This is a genomic window from Pseudomonas sp. GLN_2 (assembly GCF_043106005.1).
In the GTDB taxonomy this organism is placed as follows: domain Bacteria; phylum Pseudomonadota; class Gammaproteobacteria; order Pseudomonadales; family Pseudomonadaceae; genus Aquipseudomonas; species Aquipseudomonas alloputida.
Genome location: NZ_JBICMC010000016.1, coordinates 25,681 through 44,558, shown reverse-complemented (window position 1 = coordinate 44,558; position 18,878 = coordinate 25,681). Strand labels below are relative to the sequence as shown.

At 62.9% G+C, this 18,878-nt stretch carries 15 protein-coding genes and 2 pseudogenes; 7 read left to right on the top strand and 10 right to left on the bottom strand.

From position 1 onward, the window contains the following. Nucleotides 1–81: 81 nt before the first annotated feature. From ACF8Q6_RS04225 to ACF8Q6_RS04190, 8 genes and pseudogenes are all read right to left on the bottom strand, one after another. The gene (locus ACF8Q6_RS04225; RefSeq protein WP_010953729.1) at nt 82–639 is read right to left on the bottom strand and encodes a TetR/AcrR family transcriptional regulator; all 558 of its coding nucleotides are present in this window, start codon (nt 637–639) and stop codon (nt 82–84) included. 177 nt (nt 640–816) lie between these two features. Further along, on the bottom strand, nt 817–1,221 hold the full coding sequence (locus tag ACF8Q6_RS04220; RefSeq protein WP_392491354.1) for a phosphate ABC transporter substrate-binding protein: 405 nt from the start codon (nt 1,219–1,221) through the stop codon (nt 817–819). 11 nt (nt 1,222–1,232) lie between these two features. Further along, entirely contained in the window at nt 1,233–2,393 is a 1,161-nt protein-coding gene (locus tag ACF8Q6_RS04215; RefSeq protein WP_392491353.1) for a hypothetical protein, read from the bottom strand. 29 nt (nt 2,394–2,422) lie between these two features. After that, nucleotides 2,423–4,042: a methyl-accepting chemotaxis protein gene (locus ACF8Q6_RS04210; RefSeq protein WP_020191871.1), complete on the bottom strand. Its 1,620-nt coding sequence runs from the start codon at nt 4,040–4,042 to the stop codon at nt 2,423–2,425. Between the two features lie 592 nt (nt 4,043–4,634). Next, the gene (locus tag ACF8Q6_RS04205) at nt 4,635–5,315 is read right to left on the bottom strand and encodes a TetR/AcrR family transcriptional regulator (protein ID WP_010953733.1); all 681 of its coding nucleotides are present in this window, start codon (nt 5,313–5,315) and stop codon (nt 4,635–4,637) included. A 113-nt stretch (nt 5,316–5,428) separates the two neighbouring features. Continuing rightward, nucleotides 5,429–5,571 (bottom strand): annotated as a pseudogene (locus ACF8Q6_RS04200) (integrase); the annotation flags it as partial. Nucleotides 5,572–5,620: 49 nt separating this feature from the next. Continuing rightward, a pseudogene (locus ACF8Q6_RS04195) lies at nt 5,621–5,740 on the bottom strand (integrase); the annotation flags it as partial. Between the two features lie 98 nt (nt 5,741–5,838). Next, entirely contained in the window at nt 5,839–6,753 is a 915-nt protein-coding gene (locus tag ACF8Q6_RS04190) for a LysR family transcriptional regulator (protein WP_003253946.1), read from the bottom strand. A gap of 206 nt (nt 6,754–6,959) precedes the next feature. On the opposite strand from ACF8Q6_RS04190, the gene ACF8Q6_RS04185 reads away from it, so the two are divergent. The 3 genes from ACF8Q6_RS04185 (at nt 6,960) to ACF8Q6_RS04175 (ending at nt 11,240) form a co-directional block, all read left to right on the top strand. After that, nucleotides 6,960–7,982 (top strand): zinc-dependent alcohol dehydrogenase family protein, encoded by a 1,023-nt coding sequence (locus ACF8Q6_RS04185; protein ID WP_003253945.1) that lies wholly within the window; start codon nt 6,960–6,962, stop codon nt 7,980–7,982. A 517-nt stretch (nt 7,983–8,499) separates the two neighbouring features. Further along, entirely contained in the window at nt 8,500–9,885 is a 1,386-nt protein-coding gene (locus tag ACF8Q6_RS04180; protein ID WP_392490456.1) for a hypothetical protein, read from the top strand. Beyond that, complete coding sequence (locus ACF8Q6_RS04175) at nt 9,885–11,240, top strand: GntR family transcriptional regulator (RefSeq protein WP_392490455.1); 1,356 nt, start codon at nt 9,885–9,887, stop codon at nt 11,238–11,240. Before ACF8Q6_RS04180 ends, ACF8Q6_RS04175 begins: the two co-directional genes overlap by 1 nt. 126 nt (nt 11,241–11,366) lie before the next feature. On the opposite strand, the gene ACF8Q6_RS04170 is transcribed toward ACF8Q6_RS04175, so the two are convergent. Further along, nucleotides 11,367–12,668 (bottom strand): MFS transporter, encoded by a 1,302-nt coding sequence (locus tag ACF8Q6_RS04170; RefSeq protein ID WP_392490454.1) that lies wholly within the window; start codon nt 12,666–12,668, stop codon nt 11,367–11,369. 66 nt (nt 12,669–12,734) lie between these two features. Continuing rightward, nucleotides 12,735–14,048: an L-fuconate dehydratase gene (locus ACF8Q6_RS04165; protein WP_392490453.1), complete on the bottom strand. Its 1,314-nt coding sequence runs from the start codon at nt 14,046–14,048 to the stop codon at nt 12,735–12,737. A 101-nt stretch (nt 14,049–14,149) separates the two neighbouring features. Here ACF8Q6_RS04165 and ACF8Q6_RS04160 point away from each other — a divergent pair, with 101 nt between their 5' ends. The 4 genes from ACF8Q6_RS04160 (at nt 14,150) to ACF8Q6_RS04145 (ending at nt 18,878) form a co-directional block, all read left to right on the top strand. Then, complete coding sequence (locus tag ACF8Q6_RS04160) at nt 14,150–15,097, top strand: LysR family transcriptional regulator (RefSeq protein WP_014756400.1); 948 nt, start codon at nt 14,150–14,152, stop codon at nt 15,095–15,097. A 27-nt stretch (nt 15,098–15,124) separates the two neighbouring features. After that, nucleotides 15,125–16,096, top strand: coding sequence for a LysR family transcriptional regulator (locus ACF8Q6_RS04155; RefSeq protein WP_392490452.1), 972 nt, complete (start codon nt 15,125–15,127; stop codon nt 16,094–16,096). Nucleotides 16,097–16,242: 146 nt separating this feature from the next. Then, nucleotides 16,243–17,784 (top strand): UxaA family hydrolase, encoded by a 1,542-nt coding sequence (locus tag ACF8Q6_RS04150; protein WP_392490451.1) that lies wholly within the window; start codon nt 16,243–16,245, stop codon nt 17,782–17,784. A 35-nt stretch (nt 17,785–17,819) separates the two neighbouring features. Then, nucleotides 17,820–18,878 carry an Ldh family oxidoreductase gene (locus ACF8Q6_RS04145; RefSeq protein WP_392490450.1) on the top strand — a complete coding sequence of 353 codons (1,059 nt, stop codon included), beginning with the start codon at nt 17,820–17,822 and terminating at the stop codon, nt 18,876–18,878.

Sequence of the window (18,878 nt, the reverse complement as noted above, 5' to 3'; positions counted from 1 at the left end):
ACAGCCTCCTTTGGTTGGCTTGTCCAGCCACTTGGCCCCAGGGATCGATGCCCTGGGTTTTTTTTGGCTGGTGAAGGCAGGTCAGCGAGCGGGTGCCGCAGCACCGTCGAGGAAAAGCAGCTCCAGCGTTTGCACGGACGTCGCGCTGGCCGCCCGCCCGCGTCGTTCGGCATCGACGATGCCGTACACCATGCTCAGGAACATTTCGGTGAAGATCGCCGCGCTGATATCGATACGGAAAGCCCCCGCCTGCTGGCCGCGCAGGAAGAAGGCATCCAGGGCGTCGGCATAGGCCCGCCACGGGCGGTTCGTCTCGCTGTCGTCGAACGAGTCCGGGCGGTACTGGAAGAGCAGGAAGATCATCATCTCGCGATGCTTGAGGTGCTCGACGATGAGGCGATGCAGGGCTGCGGTCGGGTCGCTGCCGTGCAGGTCAGCGTTGCCGATGACCTGCGTCAGGACCTGGTCCCCATAGCTTTCCAGCATGTTCACCAGGTTGTCACGGGTGCCACAGAAACGGTGCAGGGTCGCCTTGCTCACGCCCGCCGCCTCGGCCAGCTCCTTCAATGTGGCTCGGGGGTGGACGACGATCGCGTCGGCCAGCGCTTTGAGCAGGCGCTCATCGGTAGGGAGGTGCATCAGAAGATTCCACACTGCATATCGTGCGGGCATTGTGAATGAAAACGGCTCATAGGGCACCCATTTGAGCAAATAATGGCTCAACCAAGGCTCGCAGGTCGCAGCCCTGCAGGGGCTTGCCTGCGAGCGCCAGGCGCTGCCTCCCCCGGTATGCCAGGTCAGGGGAGGCGGCGAAGCTCAGGGCAGGGTGAAGAGCACTTTGACCTTGTCGTTGACGGCAGAGCTGTCGACATAGCCGATGGCATTGGCCTCGCTGCCCACCTTGGCGATCACCGCGGCGTCATCGTCCACGCTCTGCAGCGGTTGCCCCTTGCCCGTGAACACCAGGCCTGACCAGTACGACTTGAGCTGGGATTCGTTCTTGTTGGTCAGCGCGCTGTAGAACCGTTCCTTGGTGGGGTTCCAGCCTTTCTGGTCGAGGCCCTTGAGGCTGGTGTCCTTGCCCAGGAATATGTTGGCCACCTCGGCCTGGGACGGTGCGGCGCTGGCGCCGGCATTCATGATCACGGCCACCTCGGCGCTGGCCAGGGTGCTGGCTGTGGCCAGGGTTGCGCCGAACATTGTGGTGAGGAGTGGTTTCATATGGGCGCTCCTTAGAAGACGAAATCGACGCCGACGCTGACAATGTCGCCGTCGTAGTTGCGCGAAGGAGTGCCGGCGGTACCGTTGCTGGCCGCGAAGACTGCATGGTCGAAGGTCTCCTGGGCGTTCTGCACGAAGGTGCCGCGGTAGCCGTTGCCGCGCGTGTCCACCCGCTTGTACTCGCCCTTGAGCACCAGGTTCGGCGCCAGGTTGTAGTTCACGCCGTAGGTCCAGGAGCTCTGGCGGCCAGCGTCTTCGTCGAGCTGAGCGTAGGTAAGGTGGAGCAGCACGTCGCCAAAACGGCGTCCGCCCATGAGGTAGAAGGCATCGATGCTGCCTTGCTGGTCGCCTTCGGTGTTGTTGCTGGTCCACTCGTTCGAGGAGACCCAGCTGCCGTTGTCGTACTGGTAGCCGATGGACGCGAAACGGCCTTTCTTGCGGTTCAGGCTCAGGAAGTCGACCTGTGTAGGCGAGCCCCCTGGGGCGACGACCGAGGCGCTGAGGTTCGTGTCGATGTCCGCTTCGGCGTACCCGAGACGCAGCGTGCCGAAGTCATAGGTTTCCAGGCTGACGTTCGCCGCGAAGATCTTCTTGTAGTCGATGTCGTACAAGTCATCCATGGCGAACAAGTTGCGGTTGGCGGCCTGGCCGCCTGCCACCTGGAACGTCACGGAGCCGATGCCGGTGGTCACGGTGTAGAGGGCATCGGCACCTTCGTAGTTGCTCAGCTGGACCTGGCTGTAGACCTCATCCGGCAGCCGCAGCCAAGGGTGGGTGACACCGACGTCGAGGGTTTCGGAATACATGTAGATCGGCAGGCGCAGCCGCCCTGCGCGCACCGTCAGGCCTTCGGTCGCTTTCCAGGAGAGGTAAGCCCACTCCAGGTTGCCTTTCCAGGTGTCCTGTTCCGGCTTGAGGGTGCCCTGCACGGTCACCCCCAGCGTGTCGGTGAGCCCATATTGGAGCTGGCCACCCAGTCGGGAGAGCTGGTCACCGCGCCAGGCGTCCGTTGTCTGCCCGCTGATGCCGAAACTGCGCCCTTTGTCCTCGCCCCCCAGGTGGGTGAGGCCGGCGGTGCCGAAGCCGTTGAATTGATAGTCTCCCTGGTCCAGGGCCATTGCTGGGGTGGTCGCGATAAGGCCTGCGATACCGAGTGCTCTAATGCCTTGCATGCTTCAACTGCTCTCGTGGTGGGGAAGGTTCAAATGCGAAACTGAGCGGTGGCGCTGCGAAGGTGGTTGCCTGTACCGACCAATTGCTCGCCGAGCCGTGCGGTGGCGTCGGCACCTTGGGTGGTGGCCTGGGTGTCCTGTTGCAGCCTCTCGGTGTCTTGCTGGATCGAACGGGAAAGGCCGATCTGCTCGTTGGTGAAACGGGCGATGCCGGCGTTCAACTCATCGATCTGGCGAACGGCCCCGGTAATCGCCTCCAGGGTCTGCGTGGCATGTTCAGAGCGCTGGATGCTTGACCTGGCCTTTTCGCCGTTCAGGTTCATCGCGTGCAAGACACTGCTGGCGCTGTTTTGCAGGCGCTGGATGATGTCTTGGATCTGCGCGGTGGAAGCGGTCGTTTTCTGGGCCAGGTTGCGCACCTCATCGGCGACCACGGCAAAGCCCCGCCCTTGCTCGCCAGCCCGTGCCGCTTCGATGGCGGCGTTCAGGGCGAGCAGGTTGGTCTGTTCGGCGATGCTGCGGATCACCGTCAGCACCGAGCCGACGTGCTGGGTTTCTGCTTCCAGTTGTTCCATGGCCTGCACCGAGCTGAGCACGCTGTTGCCCAGGTCGCCTATGCTCAAGGACAGGCTGTCGATGTTATGCCTGGCTTCGTTCGCTTGACGCGCCGCGGCGCTGGCTTGCTCGGAGGCCTGCTCGGAGCGCTGCGCCACTTCTTGAATGCTATTGGTCATGGTGTCTATGTCACGGCTGATGGACTCGGTGCGCTCTTGCTGTGAGCGCGCACTGTCCTCCGCGCCCTGGGTGAGCCGGTGCAGTTCGCGGGACATCTGCTCCAGGGGCGCTGCGGTTTCGATGACCTGGCGCAAGGTGCCTTGCAGGCTGTCCAGCAAACCGTTGAACAGGCCGATCATCTCGCCGATTTCGTCTGAGGAGTCGACCTGCACGCGGCGGGTCAGGTCGCCATCGCCGCTGGCAATGGTCTTGAGCGATCCGATGACGCCGCGGACATTGCTCATGACCTGACGAATCACCCAGGCCGCGCTGGCGCTGACCACCAGCAGCAGGCAAAAACTGAGCAGGTAGCCGACGCGCGTGGTGGTGGCGTTGTCGGCGCGGACTTGGGTCAAGCTGCTCTGGAAGTCGGCGTAGGCGTGGCTGCGAAACTGCTCGCCGAGCGCCTGGGCGTTCTTGAGGTCGCTGGCCATGCGATCAAAATGGGGGCGTAAATCATCGAACGCCGCCCCATCGAGCAGTTGCCCGGAGGAGGCGAACGCGTTATCGGCGTAGCGCTTGATCGCCGCCGACCAGGCTTGAATTTCCCGGTGTCGGTCGGCCCGTTCAGCGGTCAGCGGTTCCAGGTCGCGCAGCCGTGCATGGACGTCGGCCAGCACGTCGCTCGCTTCATCCAAGGTGTCCCGCTCGCCCGCTGCCACGGCGCTGTTGAGCAGGCCGGGCAGGCGGGAGAACTGGAAGATCACGTTGTCGGCAGCTTCCAGCGTTGGGTAGCGCTGTTTTTCGAGCGACACCAATCGGTTGTCGTTGTCGTCCAGTTGCACCGCGGTGTAGCCCACGAACAGCAACATGCCGAACAGGGCGATGGCAGGTGGCAGGAAGAGTTTCAAGGTGAGCGGAATGTTTTTGAACATGGGCTGTGCGGGCCTCGTCGGGACGAAGGGCAAATTGCAGGCAAGCAGGGGCGCAATAGCCGGTGCGCTTTTGGCAGGGCGTGCTATCGCGACGCGTCGGACAAAGGGCTGTCCTTCGACAGCGTAAGTTGGCGTTACGTGATCATGGCGCCCCTCCGTGCCCCGTTGCGAATTGGCCGCCCGATTGCGTGGAGGGTCAGGCCGAGGCCAGGTTTGGAGAGGTGGAGGAAGGTGAGGTCGTCAATTTCAGGCAACCTGCGTCTTTGTGGAATAAGGATCCGGTAGCCCTGGCATGCCTGCTCGGACCGCGACAGCGTCTTGGCGCTAAAGCCCATTTTCGCTCCTGCCACTTGGTTGTGTTTTATTTGTTATATCAAGTGTTTTGTAAAATACAGGAGTTTTGCTTACATGCAAGACGCAATGGCGCCAGAGCCTGCAAAAAGCAGGGCAGGCGCTATCGGGGCCTGGTGCTTGGGTTGGATCGGCAAGGCGCGGGGCGACAGTTGCGCGACGACGGAAGGCGGCGAAGACACGAGCGGTTTGGTGGGGGTGACGCCTTCCAGGGAAGGCGCCGGGTCTACCGGGAGGCGACTTAGGACTTGGCGGTTTTGGGTGGAGAAATCATGACAATGAAGGCGTCAATCAAGGCTTTCCCGCGCTCTGCGCTAACGGGTTCGGACTCGAAAGGCAGCATCATGAGCCAGCCATCACTGAACGCGGCAATGTGATCGGCCAACACATCGGCCGGCACATCTTCACGGATCTGGCCCTGGCGCTGGCCGGCCTCCAGCACCGAAGTGGCCACCTCGCGGAAGTTGGTATAGCGCTGCTTGATGACACTGGCGAACGCGGGCTGGTGCCGGGCATGGGTGAGCAGTTGCAGCCATGCAAGCCAGTTGCCTGGCTCGTCAAGGCTGATCCATTGGTGCCACTGCTCAATGAGCGACTTGATGTCGACCTGATCGAGGTCGATGTCCAGCAGTGCGTCGACCTTGTCGAACAGGGTCTGCGCAACGGCACTGACCATTTCTTCCTTGTTGGCGAAGTAGTAGGTCACCGCGCCTGTGGTGCACCCGGCGTGCTGCGCCACCTTGCGCATGGTGGCACCGGCATAGCCTTCTTGCGCGATCACCGCGATCGCCGCCGCCAGCAACTCGGACCTTTTGGCGTCGCGATCGCCAACCGGGCGCCCACGACGGGCAAGCGGTTCGGATTCGCTTTCATTGGCCTTGGCCTTGGCGTTGGGAGCAGTGCGGGGGTGTACTTCAGGCATAGGGGGGCGGTTTCATCGGTCAACCAATAGAAGCGGCAGTTTGCCACAGCACAGCCGACGCGCGCGATGTCAGTGGGTGGCGAGGCTCGTGCTTTTTACCTACCGGCTTTGTGGGCCAAGTGAGCGACGATGAACTGCATTGCGACCTCGGTCGGTAGGGACCGTCGCCGAGCGCCCGGTGATAGCGCAGTTGAAGCCAGGCCGACCAATAGGCGAGGGCGCTCTGGTAGCTGCGCACGGTATTAGCCGCCGTGCCCGGCTAGGACGCCTCGACCGCGGCGCCACTGCATCCACCGCCAGTGGCAGCGCATTTTCACTAACTCTCCAGGGCGAACCGGCAGCATCACCAGCAGGCGCATCGCGATGCTTATACTGCTCGGGCTAAGTTCATCCAGGCGCAGCAAAAACTCCCCCAAATCGGCCGGTGGTATGACTCACCCACATAGGTTACAAATCAGTTCACGCACATAGGTAACAGTCTTTAACTGGCAAGGTCGGTTTTCTGGATCTCAGTGGAAGCCTGTCACAAGCTATCGGGATCCCCAAAGAACATCTGTATCCGCGACCGCAGCCACCGCTCCGCCGGGTCATTGTCCTGTGCCCCACGCCAGGCCATGTGCAGTTCGAAACTGCGCACGGGTATCGGCAGATCCTCGGCCCGCAAGCCGCCGGCGGCCGTCAGTGCATCCGCCGTGTAGTCCGGTACCGTCGCCACGATATCGGTGCCTGCCAGCAAGCTCCCCAGCCCGTTGAACTGCGGTACCGCCAGCACCACGTGGCGCTTGCGGCCGATTTCTTCCAGGGCTTCGTCGATGAACCCGGACAAGTCCCCGGCAAACGACACCAGCGCATGGGGCCGGGCGCAGAAGTCATCCAGGGTGATGCTGCCGGGTACGCTGTCGGCGCGCAGCAGTTTCGGCATGCTGCGGCGCAACACCTTGCGCTTGGCGTTGGCCGGCAGTTCGCTGGTGTAGCTGACCCCCACCGAAATCTCGCCCGAGGCCAGCAGGGTTGGCATCAGCAAGTAGTTGACCCGTCGCACCACCAGCACGATACCGGGCGCCTCGGCGCGAATGCGCTTGAGCAGTTGCGGCAGCAAGGCGAACTCGGCGTCGTCCGACAGGCCGATGCGGAACACCGCATTGCTGGTGGCCGGGTCGAATTCGGCGGCGCGGCTGACTGCCGTGGAAATCGAATCCAGTGCCGGTGACAGCAGGGCGAAGATCTCGTGGGCCCGTGCCGACGGCTCCATGCTGCGCCCTGTGCGCACGAACAACGGGTCATCGAACAGGTTGCGCAGGCGCGACAGCGCCGCGCTGATGGCCGGTTGGCCGAGAAACAGTTTTTCTGCGGCACGGGTCACGCTGCGCTCGTGCATCAGCGTTTCGAACACGATCAGCAGGTTGAGGTCTACACGACGCAGGTCGTTTCGATTCATCGGTGCGCTTCGCCTAATGTGGGGCAGAGGTGAATCTTAAGGCCAAAGGCTGTTACCCTGCACGGGTTTAGGGGGACCAATCGCAGGGAAAGTCAGGTGCCCAATCGATGACAAGCATGTCGACTATTAATGCCCACTGATGGTCTAACGGGCAAAGCCCGGATAGAGTCAGTGGTAATTAGAGGTTCACAAAGGCGAGGTATGCGATGTCCCGCATGATCCGTTTCCACAAGTTCGGTGCTGCCGACGTGCTCCGTTGCGAAGAGCAGGCCGAACCGTCACCCGCTGCCGACGAGGTGCAGATCCGCGTCGAAGCGGTTGGCGTCAGCTGGTATGACGTGCTTTGGCGCCAGAATCTGGCACCGTCCCAGGCGCGTCTGCCAGCGGGGATCGGTCACGAAATGGCCGGGGTGGTGACTGCGGTCGGGGAAGGGGTCGATGACATTGCCGTCGGTGATCGGGTCGCCAGCTTCCCGGCCACCAGTGCCAACGACCACCCGGTGTACGGCGATGTCATCGTACTGCCCCGTACAGCCATCACGCGCTACCCGAATGTGCTCACCCCGATCGAGGCCAGCGTGCACTACACCCCGCTGCTGATCGCCTATTTCGCCTACGTCGACCTGGCACGGGCCAAGGCCGGGCAGACAGCACTGGTCACCGATGCCAGCCATTGCGCCGGGCCTGCCTTCGTGCAGCTGGGCAGGGCCCTGGGGCTGAAAGTGTTCGCCGCCACCAAGGACGCGGCGCAGCGTGACTACCTGCTGGGCTTGGGCGCAGACAAAGTGATCGTCACCGAAGAGCAAGACCTGCTGCTGCAGATTGGCAAGTACACCGATGGCCGTGGTGTGGACATGGTGCTCGACGGCATGGGCGGCCCGCAGATGTCGCTGTTGGGTGATGTGCTGGCGCCGCGTGGCAGCCTGGTGCTGTACGGTCTGCAAGGCGGCAACCAGACGCCGTTCCCGGCCTGCGCGGCATTCCAGAAGAACATTCAGTTCTATGTGCACTGCATCGGTAATTTCACCGGCAAGCCAGAGCTTGGCATCAGCCAGGACCAGGTGGCACTGCAGCGTGCCTTGCGCGATATCAACCAGTTCACCGCCGATCAGCTGCTGACTCCGCAGATCATCAAGGTGTACCCGTTCGAGCAGGTGGTCGAGGCGCATCGCTACATGGACCAATGCCCGTGCGGCGGGCGCGTCGTGCTGGACATGGCGCAACACTGACGGTGGATGACGCAAGCAGAAAACCCGGGCAATGTCCCGGGTTTTTTATGCGCGGGGTAAAGTGTTTCAACACTTAAAGTAGGACTGTTCCTACAATAAACCCAGATATGGACTACATATAAGTCTGTAGCTTTCGGGCTGTCAGAAATATCCCGCCAAATAATCAGTCTTGAACGCTTTTGCCTTGCGAGTCACTGTGAACTGACACGGATGCTGAATGGTTTTTTTACCCTGAACTGTATCTTCAATTCATGCTGCCTCCCTCTCGATAATGGCCCAATGATAGTTTGTGCAAGGAACGTGGGATGAGCATGGCTATGCCTGATATAGAGCAGCATGTGACAGCGACAGGCCATCGCAGGGGTGGTTTCTTCTCGATGGCTTGGCGACAGTGAAGGGTTACGTCATTACTTTCATTTTGTTGTAAGAAATTTCTTCTAGGTAAGTTCGGCGCATGTTCACGTTCAAATGTTGGGTACCGCATGCGCTGGCTGCATGAAGTTGATGAGGTGATTGCGTGACTGCTATTCACGACCAGGCGATGCATTATATCTACCAGCAAGTACTCGAGCGCTTGTTGAACCACATGTCCCAGGCCCAGCGCGCTTCCTTGCAGTTGCTGATACAACGCCTGTTGGTCGCTGCAGGCGGGCCGGAGTACATCGGTACTTTCAGCTTGCAGGTATTGCAAGGGAGCGACCGCCATAGCAGCCGGCTGCTAGCCATGTTGCGTGCCGCGCAACTGAGCATTGCCCTGCGTTCGCCGGTAACCTTCCAGCTGCGGGTATTGGTGGTCAGCCTGCCGGTTGCCGATAGCGCCACGCTGGAAGCTCACGAGCGCAGTTTTAGCGCGTTGTTCATGCAGGATGACCCGCGGGTGCAATTGCAGATGATCGAGGGGCGCGCAGTGGTGCCGTTCAGTCGTCGGCTCTCGGTAATGCCTGAGCGCTGGCTGCTGGCGAGGGACGCGATGTTGATGTTCGGCCACATGATCGATGCCAGGCCTGAAGCCCTGCTGGGCTGCCGCCTGCACCTGGAGCTGGCCGGGGCCGTGGGTCAGGCGCTGCAGGCAGCGGTGCCTCCCGATGCGTTGGTCACCGCCATGCCCGGGCTGCAGCGGCGCCGATACCTGGCGTGGGCCCGGCGTAGCCTGCGCCTGGCCGGCGTGCGTGGCTCGCATGCAGTGCACCAGTGCCTGGCGGCGCTGGCCCAAGGGCTGAGCCGATTGCACGGTGCTGTTGGGGGCGCACCGGGTGGTCAGCACGAGCCGGTTCCAGGCGCCGTACCGGAGCGCGCGCCGGTGCGGCTGATTGCTATTGATGACCTGTTGCCGCACTTGCTTGAAGAGCAGCAGCTTGACGCGATGCTGGGTTGTCACTTCGAGACGGCTGCGGATGCTTTGCCGCTGTCCGAATTCGTTGACTCGTTAGCCACGGCCCAACTGCATGAACTGCGCGCCCGCAGTCTGGAGCCGCTGGCCGGGCGCCCAGCGCTGAGGCTGACAGGGCAGGCGGGGGGCAGCAAGCAGCGTGACGCCGCGCCGTTGCTATTGGGCAAAGCCTACGGCATCAATCAGGCCCAACTGGTGTGCCTGCTGTTCAGCCCGTTTGCCAGGCAGGGGAAGAACCTCGAGCGGTTCTTGCAGTGTCGGCACGCCGACATGGTGGTGGCGTTGCCGTACCTGCACAGGGCCTTGCAAGGCAAACCCTGCCCCGATGCAGTCAAAGCCTGGCTGGTGAATACCAGTGGCTTGCCGTTGGGGCAACTGCGGCAAATTTATGATGGGCAGTTGCCGCTGGCGGGATGGCGCCTGCTTAACAACCTGGCCCGCCGCGATGTACACCTGAGGCTGCTGCCGCAGCTGGCGTTGGGGCGGCGGCGTGGTGTTGCGGGGCTGCCTTGATGGGGCGAGCGGCCCCAGGCGAGTTCGCGTATCGCAAGGTGTATCGCTACCTGGAAGCGTTGATCGAACAAGCTGCAGGCGTTGGCACATGCCGGTTGCCATCATTGCGTGAGCTGTCCCGGCGGCTGCGGGTGTCGTTGGCCACGGTACAAAGTGCCTACAGCCTGCTGGAAGAGGAGGGCCGTGTACACTGCCTGCCGAGGTCGGGCTATTACGTACAGAGCGGTGGCAAAGATCAGGCCGTGGCCGTGGCCCGGCAGCCTCCCTTGCCGACGCAGCCACTGTTGGAGCGCATGCTGCTTGGTCACGAACGGCGTTTGGCCCGTCAGCGTGATCGCAGCGTTGCGTCCTGGGAAGCGCTGGGTAGCGCCCGTTTGCGCAATGCTGTGGCTGAGCGATACACCCGCTGCTCCAACCAGTACTGGCATGCCGATGATGTCCAGCTAGCGCCCGATGTGCTGGCGGTGCTGGAGACGCTGCTTGCGGCGCTGGCCCTGCAAGGTGGTACCGCATTGGTGCATTCGCCTTGTTGCTGGCAAGTGTTGCGCGCCCTGGCGCGTGCCGGCATGCGCGTGCTGGAAACACCACTGGATGCCCGTGGCAACCCCGAGCTGCACGCGTTGGCCAAGCTGCTGGGTAGCGAGCCGGTAAGCCTGCTGGTCATGCCGTCTTGCCTGGGCATGCCACAAGGTCGGCTGGTTTCACCGTATTACCAGCAGCAGCTTGGTCTTTTGCTTGGCCAGCACCCTGTATGGCTGCTGGAAAACGACCTGGACAGCGAGCTCTGTTACGACGGGCCGCCGAGCACACGCCTGCGTGACTGGATCGACCCGCGCTGGCTTCTGGTGATGGGCACGTTCGAGGCCGCAGTGGGGGCAGAGGCGCCGTATGCCTATTTACTGAGCCGTGACACCGTGTTGGCCAAGGCATTCGCTGAACGGGCGTTTCGGCTTGCGCCGCTACGTTTGCAGGCGCTTGCTCACATGCTCGGCAAGGGGGAAATCGAAACGCAGCTGGTACAGCAACGCACAGACTTGCAAAGGCGTACGCAATACCTGGCGCATGTACTGCAGTTGCAATTCGGTCAACGGGTGGTCTTCGACATGCCGCAAGGTGGGCAAATGCTGTGGGTGAGCTTTTGCCAGCCGCTGGCGTGGGACGGTATTGCCGCAGCGTTGGCAGGCTCTGCATTGCACGCACTACCGGGCGAGCAGTTCGGCCTGCCGGGGCATTACCCTCAACACCTTGCGCTGATCTGGCTGGGGGGGCGCCCGGATGAACTGCAACTGGCGGTAAGGCGACTGGCGCAGGCGCTTGAGGTGCGCTGCGGGCGAAACACCCGCTTCTCAAGTTGAAATCAAGACGCTTGCAGGCGCCGCCAAGTGCTGCGAGAGGACCGACAAGTGAAATGACGGCCTGAAGATCTCAAGGCTCACTCGCAGCACAAAAGCCACCTGCAGGGGGCGTAAATTGAGTACGCCTCAGGGTTGCTCTTGCCCTTGACGCAAACGGGTACTGACCAGCGCCGCACATACCAGCAACGCTGCAATGATCCACAACCCGTTGCGGGTGCTGCCGGTGGTCTGCTCGATCAGGCCCATCACCGACGGCCCGACGAAGCCGCCAAACAGACCGCAAGTGGTGACGAAGGCCAGGCCCGCCGCCAACGCGCTGCCGCTCAGTCGGCTGGAGGGGAAGACGAAGATGATCGACTGCACCACGAACAGCATCAGCGCGGTCAGGGAAAACCCGATCAGGCCGATGAACGAGTTGGCCAGCGATGCCAGCAGCAATCCGGCCGCCATGGTCAGCAGGCCAAAGAACAGCAGGGTGCGGCAGCGGCGCGGCGAGGTGGCCAGGCGTGGGAAGGTCGCTGCACCCATGGCTGCTGCAATCCACGGCACCGCTGTCAACAGGCCGACCTGGAAGGGCGAAAGCGCAGCGTAGGTGCCGATAATGCCCGGCAGGAAGAAAATCACCGTGTAGATGGTGATCTGGTGCACGAAGTAGACCACGATCGCCAGCCAGATCTGCCGGTCGCGGAACATCTGCCCCAGCTTGCTCTGCTGCGGTGCGGCCGCCTGCTCTGCGGCCAGGCGGCGCTCGATGTCCTGGGCGTCGGCAGCCGTCAGCCAAGGTGCCGAGGCTGGACCGTCCGGCAGCTTCTTCCACACCACATAGGCCAGGGCTACGGCAGGCAGGCCTTCGAGCACGAACAGCCATTGCCAGCCATGCCAGCCCAGTACACCGTCCAGCTCCAGCAGGGCACCGCCCAGCGGGCCGCTAAGGATGTTGGCCAGGCACACACCCAGCAGGAAGTACCCCGTGGCACGGGCGCGTTGTTCGCGGTCGAACCAGTAGGTCAGGTACAGCATTACCCCGGGGAACAGGCCAGCTTCGGCGACCCCCAGCAGCAGGCGCATGATGTAGAACGAGGTTTCACCCTGAACGAAGGCCATGCCTGCCGAGAGCACACCCCAGGTAATCATGATACGGGTGATCCAGAAGCGCGCGCCCACCCGGTGCATGATCAGGTTGCTGGGCACTTCGGCCAAGGCATAGGTGAGGAAGAACAAGCCCGCGCCCAGGCCATAGGCGGCTGCCGAAAGGCCCAGGTCGATGCCCATGCTGGCTTTCGCCAGGGCGATGTTGGTGCGGTCAAGAAAGCTCATCACGTAGACGACGATGAGCAGTGGCATCAATTTGCGTAGCAGCAGGCCGTTCAAGCGCTGCTCATGGGTGGTGGCAGGGGCGCAAGCCGCTGCGCGGGTGAGGGTTGTCATTGTTTTTTTCCCCGTGAAAAGTGCTGGTGGTGTGCCACGCAGCAGCGGCACACTCAGGTCTGTGGGTCAGGAACGGTTGATGTCGAGCCACACTGCGCCGTTGGGGTACTGATAACGTTCCAGGGTCTCAGCGTGCATCTCGATGCTGTAGCCAGGGCGTTGTGGCGGCATGTAGCGCCCGCGATGGATCACCACCGGGTCGATGAAGTGCTCGTGCAGGTGGTCGACGTACTCCAGCACCCGGTTGTGCAGCGAGGCAGACACCGCGATGTAGTCGAAAAGCGCGATGTTCTGCACATACTCGCACAGCCCGACGCCACCGCCGTGCGGGCAGACCGGCACGTCGTACTTGGCGGCCATCAGCAGCACGATCAGGACCTCGTTAAGGCCGCCCAGGCGGGCTGCGTCCAGCTGGCAGAAGTCCAGTGCGCCGGCCTGGAACATCTGCTTGAACATCACCCGGTTGTGGCAGTGCTCACCGGTGGCGACACCGATTGGCGCAATGCGCTGGCGAATGGTGGCGTGGCCGAGAATGTCATCGGGGCTGGTCGGTTCTTCGATCCAAAGCGGTTCGAAGGCGGCCAGGCGGCGCATGTTGGCCACCGACTCTTCGACGCCCCACACTTGGTTGGCATCCATCATCAGGATGCGTTCCCAGCCTATTTCGTCGCGCAGGATGCTGGCGCGGCGGATGTCTTCTTCCAGGTCGGCCCCGATCTTCTGTTTGATGTGGGTCCAGCCGTCTGCCACGGCCTCGCGGGCCAGTTTGCGCATTTTCTCTTCGCTGTAGCCCAGCCAGCCCGGGGCAGTGGTGTACCCGGGGTAGCCTTCACGCAGCATGTGTGCCTCGCGCTGGGCTTTGCCCGGCGCCTGGCGGCGCAGCAGGGCGATGGCCTCTTCGGGGGTGAGCACGTCGGTGACGTAGCTGAAGTCCAGGCAGCGCACCAGCTGCTCTGGCGTCATGTCGGCCAGCAGTTTCCACACGGGCTTGCGCTCGTGCTTGGCCCACAGGTCCCACACCGCGTTGATGATGGCGGCGGTGGCCAGGTGGATCACGCCCTTTTCCGGGCCCAGCCAGCGCAACTGGCTGTCGCTGACGGTAAAGCGATGCCAGAAAGCGCCCATGTCGGCGCTGATTTCTTCGAGCGTAAGGCCGACGATCAAGGGGGCCAGCGACTGCACCGCTGCCGCGCATATCTCGTTGCCACGGCCAATGGTGAAGGTCAGGCCGTGGCCTTCGAGGGCTGCAGCGTCGGTGTGCAGCACCACGTAGGCCGCCGAATAGTCGGGGGCACTGTTCATGGCGTCGGAGCCATCCAGCGACAGCGAAGTGGGGAAACGGATATCGCGAACGCTCAGGTGGGTAATGCGTATGCTCATGGTCGACTCTTGTTCTGTTCAGGCACAGGGAGAGCTGACTGTAGGTTGTCGAGCGATACAGGCATAATCGCCAAATCTTAATCAGTGATACCGGATTCGATATGTCTCGCTTGCCACCTGACAAGGCCCAGGCGCCTGCCAGCCTCGGTGCCTTGAAGATTTCCAGCCGTCAGATCACGTTGCTCAATGCCCTGGGCGAATTCGGCAACCTGCGCCGCGCCGCCGCCGCGATGCACACCACGCAACCGGCCGCCAGCCTGTTGCTACAGCAGCTTGAGGAGCGCCTGGGGGTACGTTTGTTCGAGCGCCTGCCCCGGGGGATGCAAGCGACGCTGTATGGCGAGGTGATGATTCGCTATGCGCAAAACGCATTGCATGAGTTCGATCATGCCCAGGCGCAAATCGCCGAATTGGCGCGCGGGGCGTTGGGCCTGGTACGGGTGGGCAGCGTCATGGGCCCGGTACCGGGCGTGCTGACCAAGGCGGTGCTGGCCTACAAGCGTGACCAGCCCAAGGTGCGTATCTCGCTGGAAGTGGGCACCAGCGACACCTTGCTGCCGGCCTTGCTACGCGGTGATTTCGATATGGTGGTGGGGCGCCTGCCGGACCAGAGCGACAGCCAGGAACTGAATATCGAGCTGTTCGACGGCGGTGAGCAGATGCGCGTAATTGCTCGCGCAGGTCATTCCTTGGCGACAGCCACAGGGCTGCAGCTGGCCGACCTGGTGAGCTTGACGTGGATCTTGCACCCCATTGGCAGCCCGATGCGCCGTCGCGTCGAAAGCGCATTGCAGGCCGGTGGCATGGTGCAGTCGCTGGATATCGTCGAAACCGCTTCGATCCTGGCGACCACTGCCATGCTCGAAGCGTCCGAAATGATTGCGGTGGTGCCCAATGACGTGGCCCAGCATTATGCCCGCTATGGCATGGTCGCCATCCTGCCGGTGGAGTTGCCACTGGCGATGGCCAACCTCGGCGTGCTGACCCTGCGCTCGCGGCCCAACTCGGTTGCCCTTGATACCTTGCTGCGCTACCTGCGGGCACAATAACTTTCACCTGCATGAGGCCCAGCGTTTATGCCGCCGGACATGACCCATTCCAGTTTTTGCAACTGGATCCGCTACAAGCACCTGGTGTTGATCGACACCCTGGCGCGCACGCGCAACATGCACGCCACCGCCACGCGCATGAACCTCAGCCAGCCGGCGCTCAGCAAAATGCTGCGTGACCTTGAGGAGCAGTTCGGCTTTGCCCTGTTCGAGCGCCTGCCTCGCAGCATGCCCCCCACCGAGCTGGGTGAATACGTGGTGCGGTACGCCCAGGGCGCCCTGGCCGAGTCGCAACAGTTCGTCGACCAGGTCAACCGCCTGCGCAACGGCGGGCACGGTTTCATCCGCGTTGGCGGTATCTTTGCCGCGACCGCGTTGGTATTGCCGCAGGCCATCGCCGCCATCAAGGCGCGAAGCCCGTTACTGTCGATTGAAGTGGTGGAGCATTCCAGCGATCACCTGCTGACCATGCTCGAGCAGAACAAGCTGGACATCATGATTGGCCGCTTCACCGAGGAACGCTTCGGTCAGCTGTTCGACTTCCAGCCGCTGGAGCCCGAACCCTTCAGCCTGGTGGTGAACAGCGAGCACCCGCTCAACCAGCTCGATAACACGCCGCTTGAGGCGCTAGGCGATTGGCCGTGGGTGCTGTACCCGGTGGGTACGCCGATCCGCAACCGCCTGGAGCAGGCGTTCCGAGTGGCCGGAATCGCCACGCCTGCCGACTGCGTGGAGACCATCTCCATGCCCATGTTCCTGCAGTTGCTGCAATCGGCACCGATGATTGCCATGCTGCCGCGCTCGATGGTGGCCGCGCAGTTGGCCAGCGGGCAGTTCAAGGAGCTGCGTAGCCCTTTGCAGGTGGCCGCGCTGGAGTATGGTGTGGTTACCCGCAAGGATGAACCGCTGAGCGCCTCCGCCAGGGCGTTTGTCGAGATTCTGCTGGAGGGCGCGCAGCGACGGCGGCAATCTCCGGCAGATGCTGCGTTCCACCCCTAGCCGATTGAAGATCACGTACCCAAATACCCTTGCGATAACTCCAGGTTATCGCTCGATCGGATCATCTCATTGGGAATGCGGCACCAGGCTTCTTACAGTGGCGACAGCCATAACAAGAAGTCAGCCGCTCCGCCCTGAGAGGTCCCATGCAACTGATTGCCAAATCCGGTGACCCCGCCGTCATCCGCCTCAACCCTATGGACAACGTCGTCATCGCCCGCCAGGCCCTGCTGCCAGGCGTGCGCCTGGATGCCGAGGCGATTACCGTGCGCCAGCCCATCCCTTCAGGCCACAAGCTCGCCACCGAGCCTGTGGCGCAAGGCCAGCCGTTGCGCCGTTACGGGCAGATCATCGGGTTTGCGTCCCAGGCGATCGACGCTGGCGACCATGTGCACGTGCACAACGTGCAGATGGGCGATTTTGCCCGCGACTACGCGTTTGGTGTCGATACCCGCAGCCTGCCAGGCAGCGCTGCGCAGTTCCAGGGCATCGTGCGCGCCGATGGTCGTGTCGCTACCCGCAACTACATCGGCATTCTCACCTCGGTGAACTGTTCGGCAACCGTGGCCCGGGCCGTGGCCGACCATTTCCGCCGTGACATTCACCCCGAGGTGCTGGCCGACTACCCGAATGTCGACGGAGTGGTCGCCCTGACCCACGGTGCCGGCTGCGCAGTTGACCCGAGCGGTGAAGCCCTGGGCCTGCTGCGCCGCACCCTGGCCGGTTACGCCGTCCACCCCAACTTCGCTGCCGTGCTGATCATCGGCCTGGGCTGCGAAACCAACCAGATCGAAACCCTGCTGGAAACCCAGGGCCTGCAGGCGAGTGCGCAACTGCGCGCCTTTACCATCCAAGGGATCGGGGGCACTTCGAAAACCATCGCTGCCGGTATCGCCCAGGTCAAGGCGCTGTTGGCCGAGGCCAATCAGGTACGGCGCCAGCCGGTCAGTGCCCGCCACCTGGTGGTTGGCCTGCAGTGCGGCGGCTCAGATGGCTATTCGGGGATCACCGCCAACCCGGCACTGGGCAATGCCGTTGACCGCCTGGTGGCCGCCGGTGGTACCGCCATTCTCTCCGAAACCCCGGAAATCTATGGTGCCGAGCACTTGCTCACGCGCCGCGCGGTAAGCCGTGAGGTGGGGGAGAAGCTGGTGGCGCGCATTCGCTGGTGGGAAGACTACTGCCAGCGTATGAACGCCGAATTGAACAACAACCCCTCGGCCGGCAACAAGGCAGGGGGGCTGACCACTATCCTCGAGAAATCCCTGGGCGCAGTGGCCAAGGCAGGTTCCAGCAACCTGGTCGATGTGTATCAGTACGCGCAAGCCGTGCGTGCCCAGGGCCTGGTGTTCATGGACACCCCCGGCTACGACCCGGTCTCGGCCACCGGTCAGGTGGCCGGCGGGGCCAACCTGATCGCCTTCACCACCGGCCGCGGCTCGGCCTACGGCTGTGCCCCGGCGCCATCGATCAAGCTGGCAACCAACAACCGGGTGTTCGAGCACCAGCAAGAGGACATGGACGTCAATTGCGGCGGCATCGCCGATGGCTCCACCAGCATCGAAGAGCGCGGCGCATTCATCTTCGAGCAAATGCTGCGCATTGCCTCCGGGGAACGCAGCAAGAGCGAACAGCACGGCTACGGGCAAAACGAGTTCGTCCCGTGGCAGATCGGCGCCGTGACCTGATCGACCGCTCCCGTCCCATTTGCGAGGCAACTGCAATGATTCAAACCACACGGTACAACGTGCAAACGCTTACCACGTTTGTCGAGCAACTGTTCATGAAAGCCGGAGCCGACGTGGAGGTCGCCCAGGTGGTGACCCGGGTGCTGCTCGAAGGCGAACTGCTCGGCCACCGTACCCATGGCCTCAACCTGGTCAGCCGCTACATCGACGGCGTGCTCAGCGGGCAGGTCAAGGCCCGCGCGCAGGCGCTGGAGCAGGTCGCCGACAGTGGTGTTTCCGGCCTGTTCGACGGCCACTACGTGTTGGGGCCCTATTGCGTCAGCCGGGCACTGGATTGCGCGGCCGCGGGCGCGACCAAGCAGGGCATCGGTATTGCGGTAGTACGCCGCGCTGCCCATATCGGCTGCCTGGCCGCCTACCTCAAGCCATACACCGACCAAGGGTTGCTGGCCATCGTCTACTCGTCGGATCCGTCGGTGGGGTTGGTCTGTGCTCATGGCGGCATCGACCCGGTGTACACCCCCAACCCGATTGCTGCCGGTATCCCGACCCAGGGTGAGCCGATCCTGCTGGACGTCAGCATGTCCACCGTCACCCTCGGCCTGGTTGGCCAATGCCGCGATGCCGGCCGACGTCTGCCGCACCCGGTGCTGGTGAGCAATGACGGGCAGCTCAGCGATGACCCGGGCGATTTCTTTACCCGCCCTCAAGGCAGCATCCTGCCGCTCGGCGGCCAGGCCTTTGGCCATAAAGGGTTTGCCCTTGCGCTGTTGGTCGAAGCCCTCACCTCGGGGCTGGCCGGCCATGGGCGCAAGGATGCACCGGATCAGTGGGGCGCCTCGGCCACTGCGCTGGTGATTGACCCGCGCATGTTCGGCGGCCTGGAGGCGTTCCTCGACGAAACCAGCTTCCTGGGGGGATTGGTTCTGGCAAGCCGCCCGCTCGACCCCGAACGCCCGGTACGCCTGCCCGGGCAAGCAGGCCTTGCCCTGCGTCGCCAGGCCGTGGAGCAGGGCGTGAGCCTCTCGCCGCAGTTGATAGCCGACCTTGAGCGCGTGGCTGGGCAGTTGCAACTGCCGGGACTTTTCCAATGA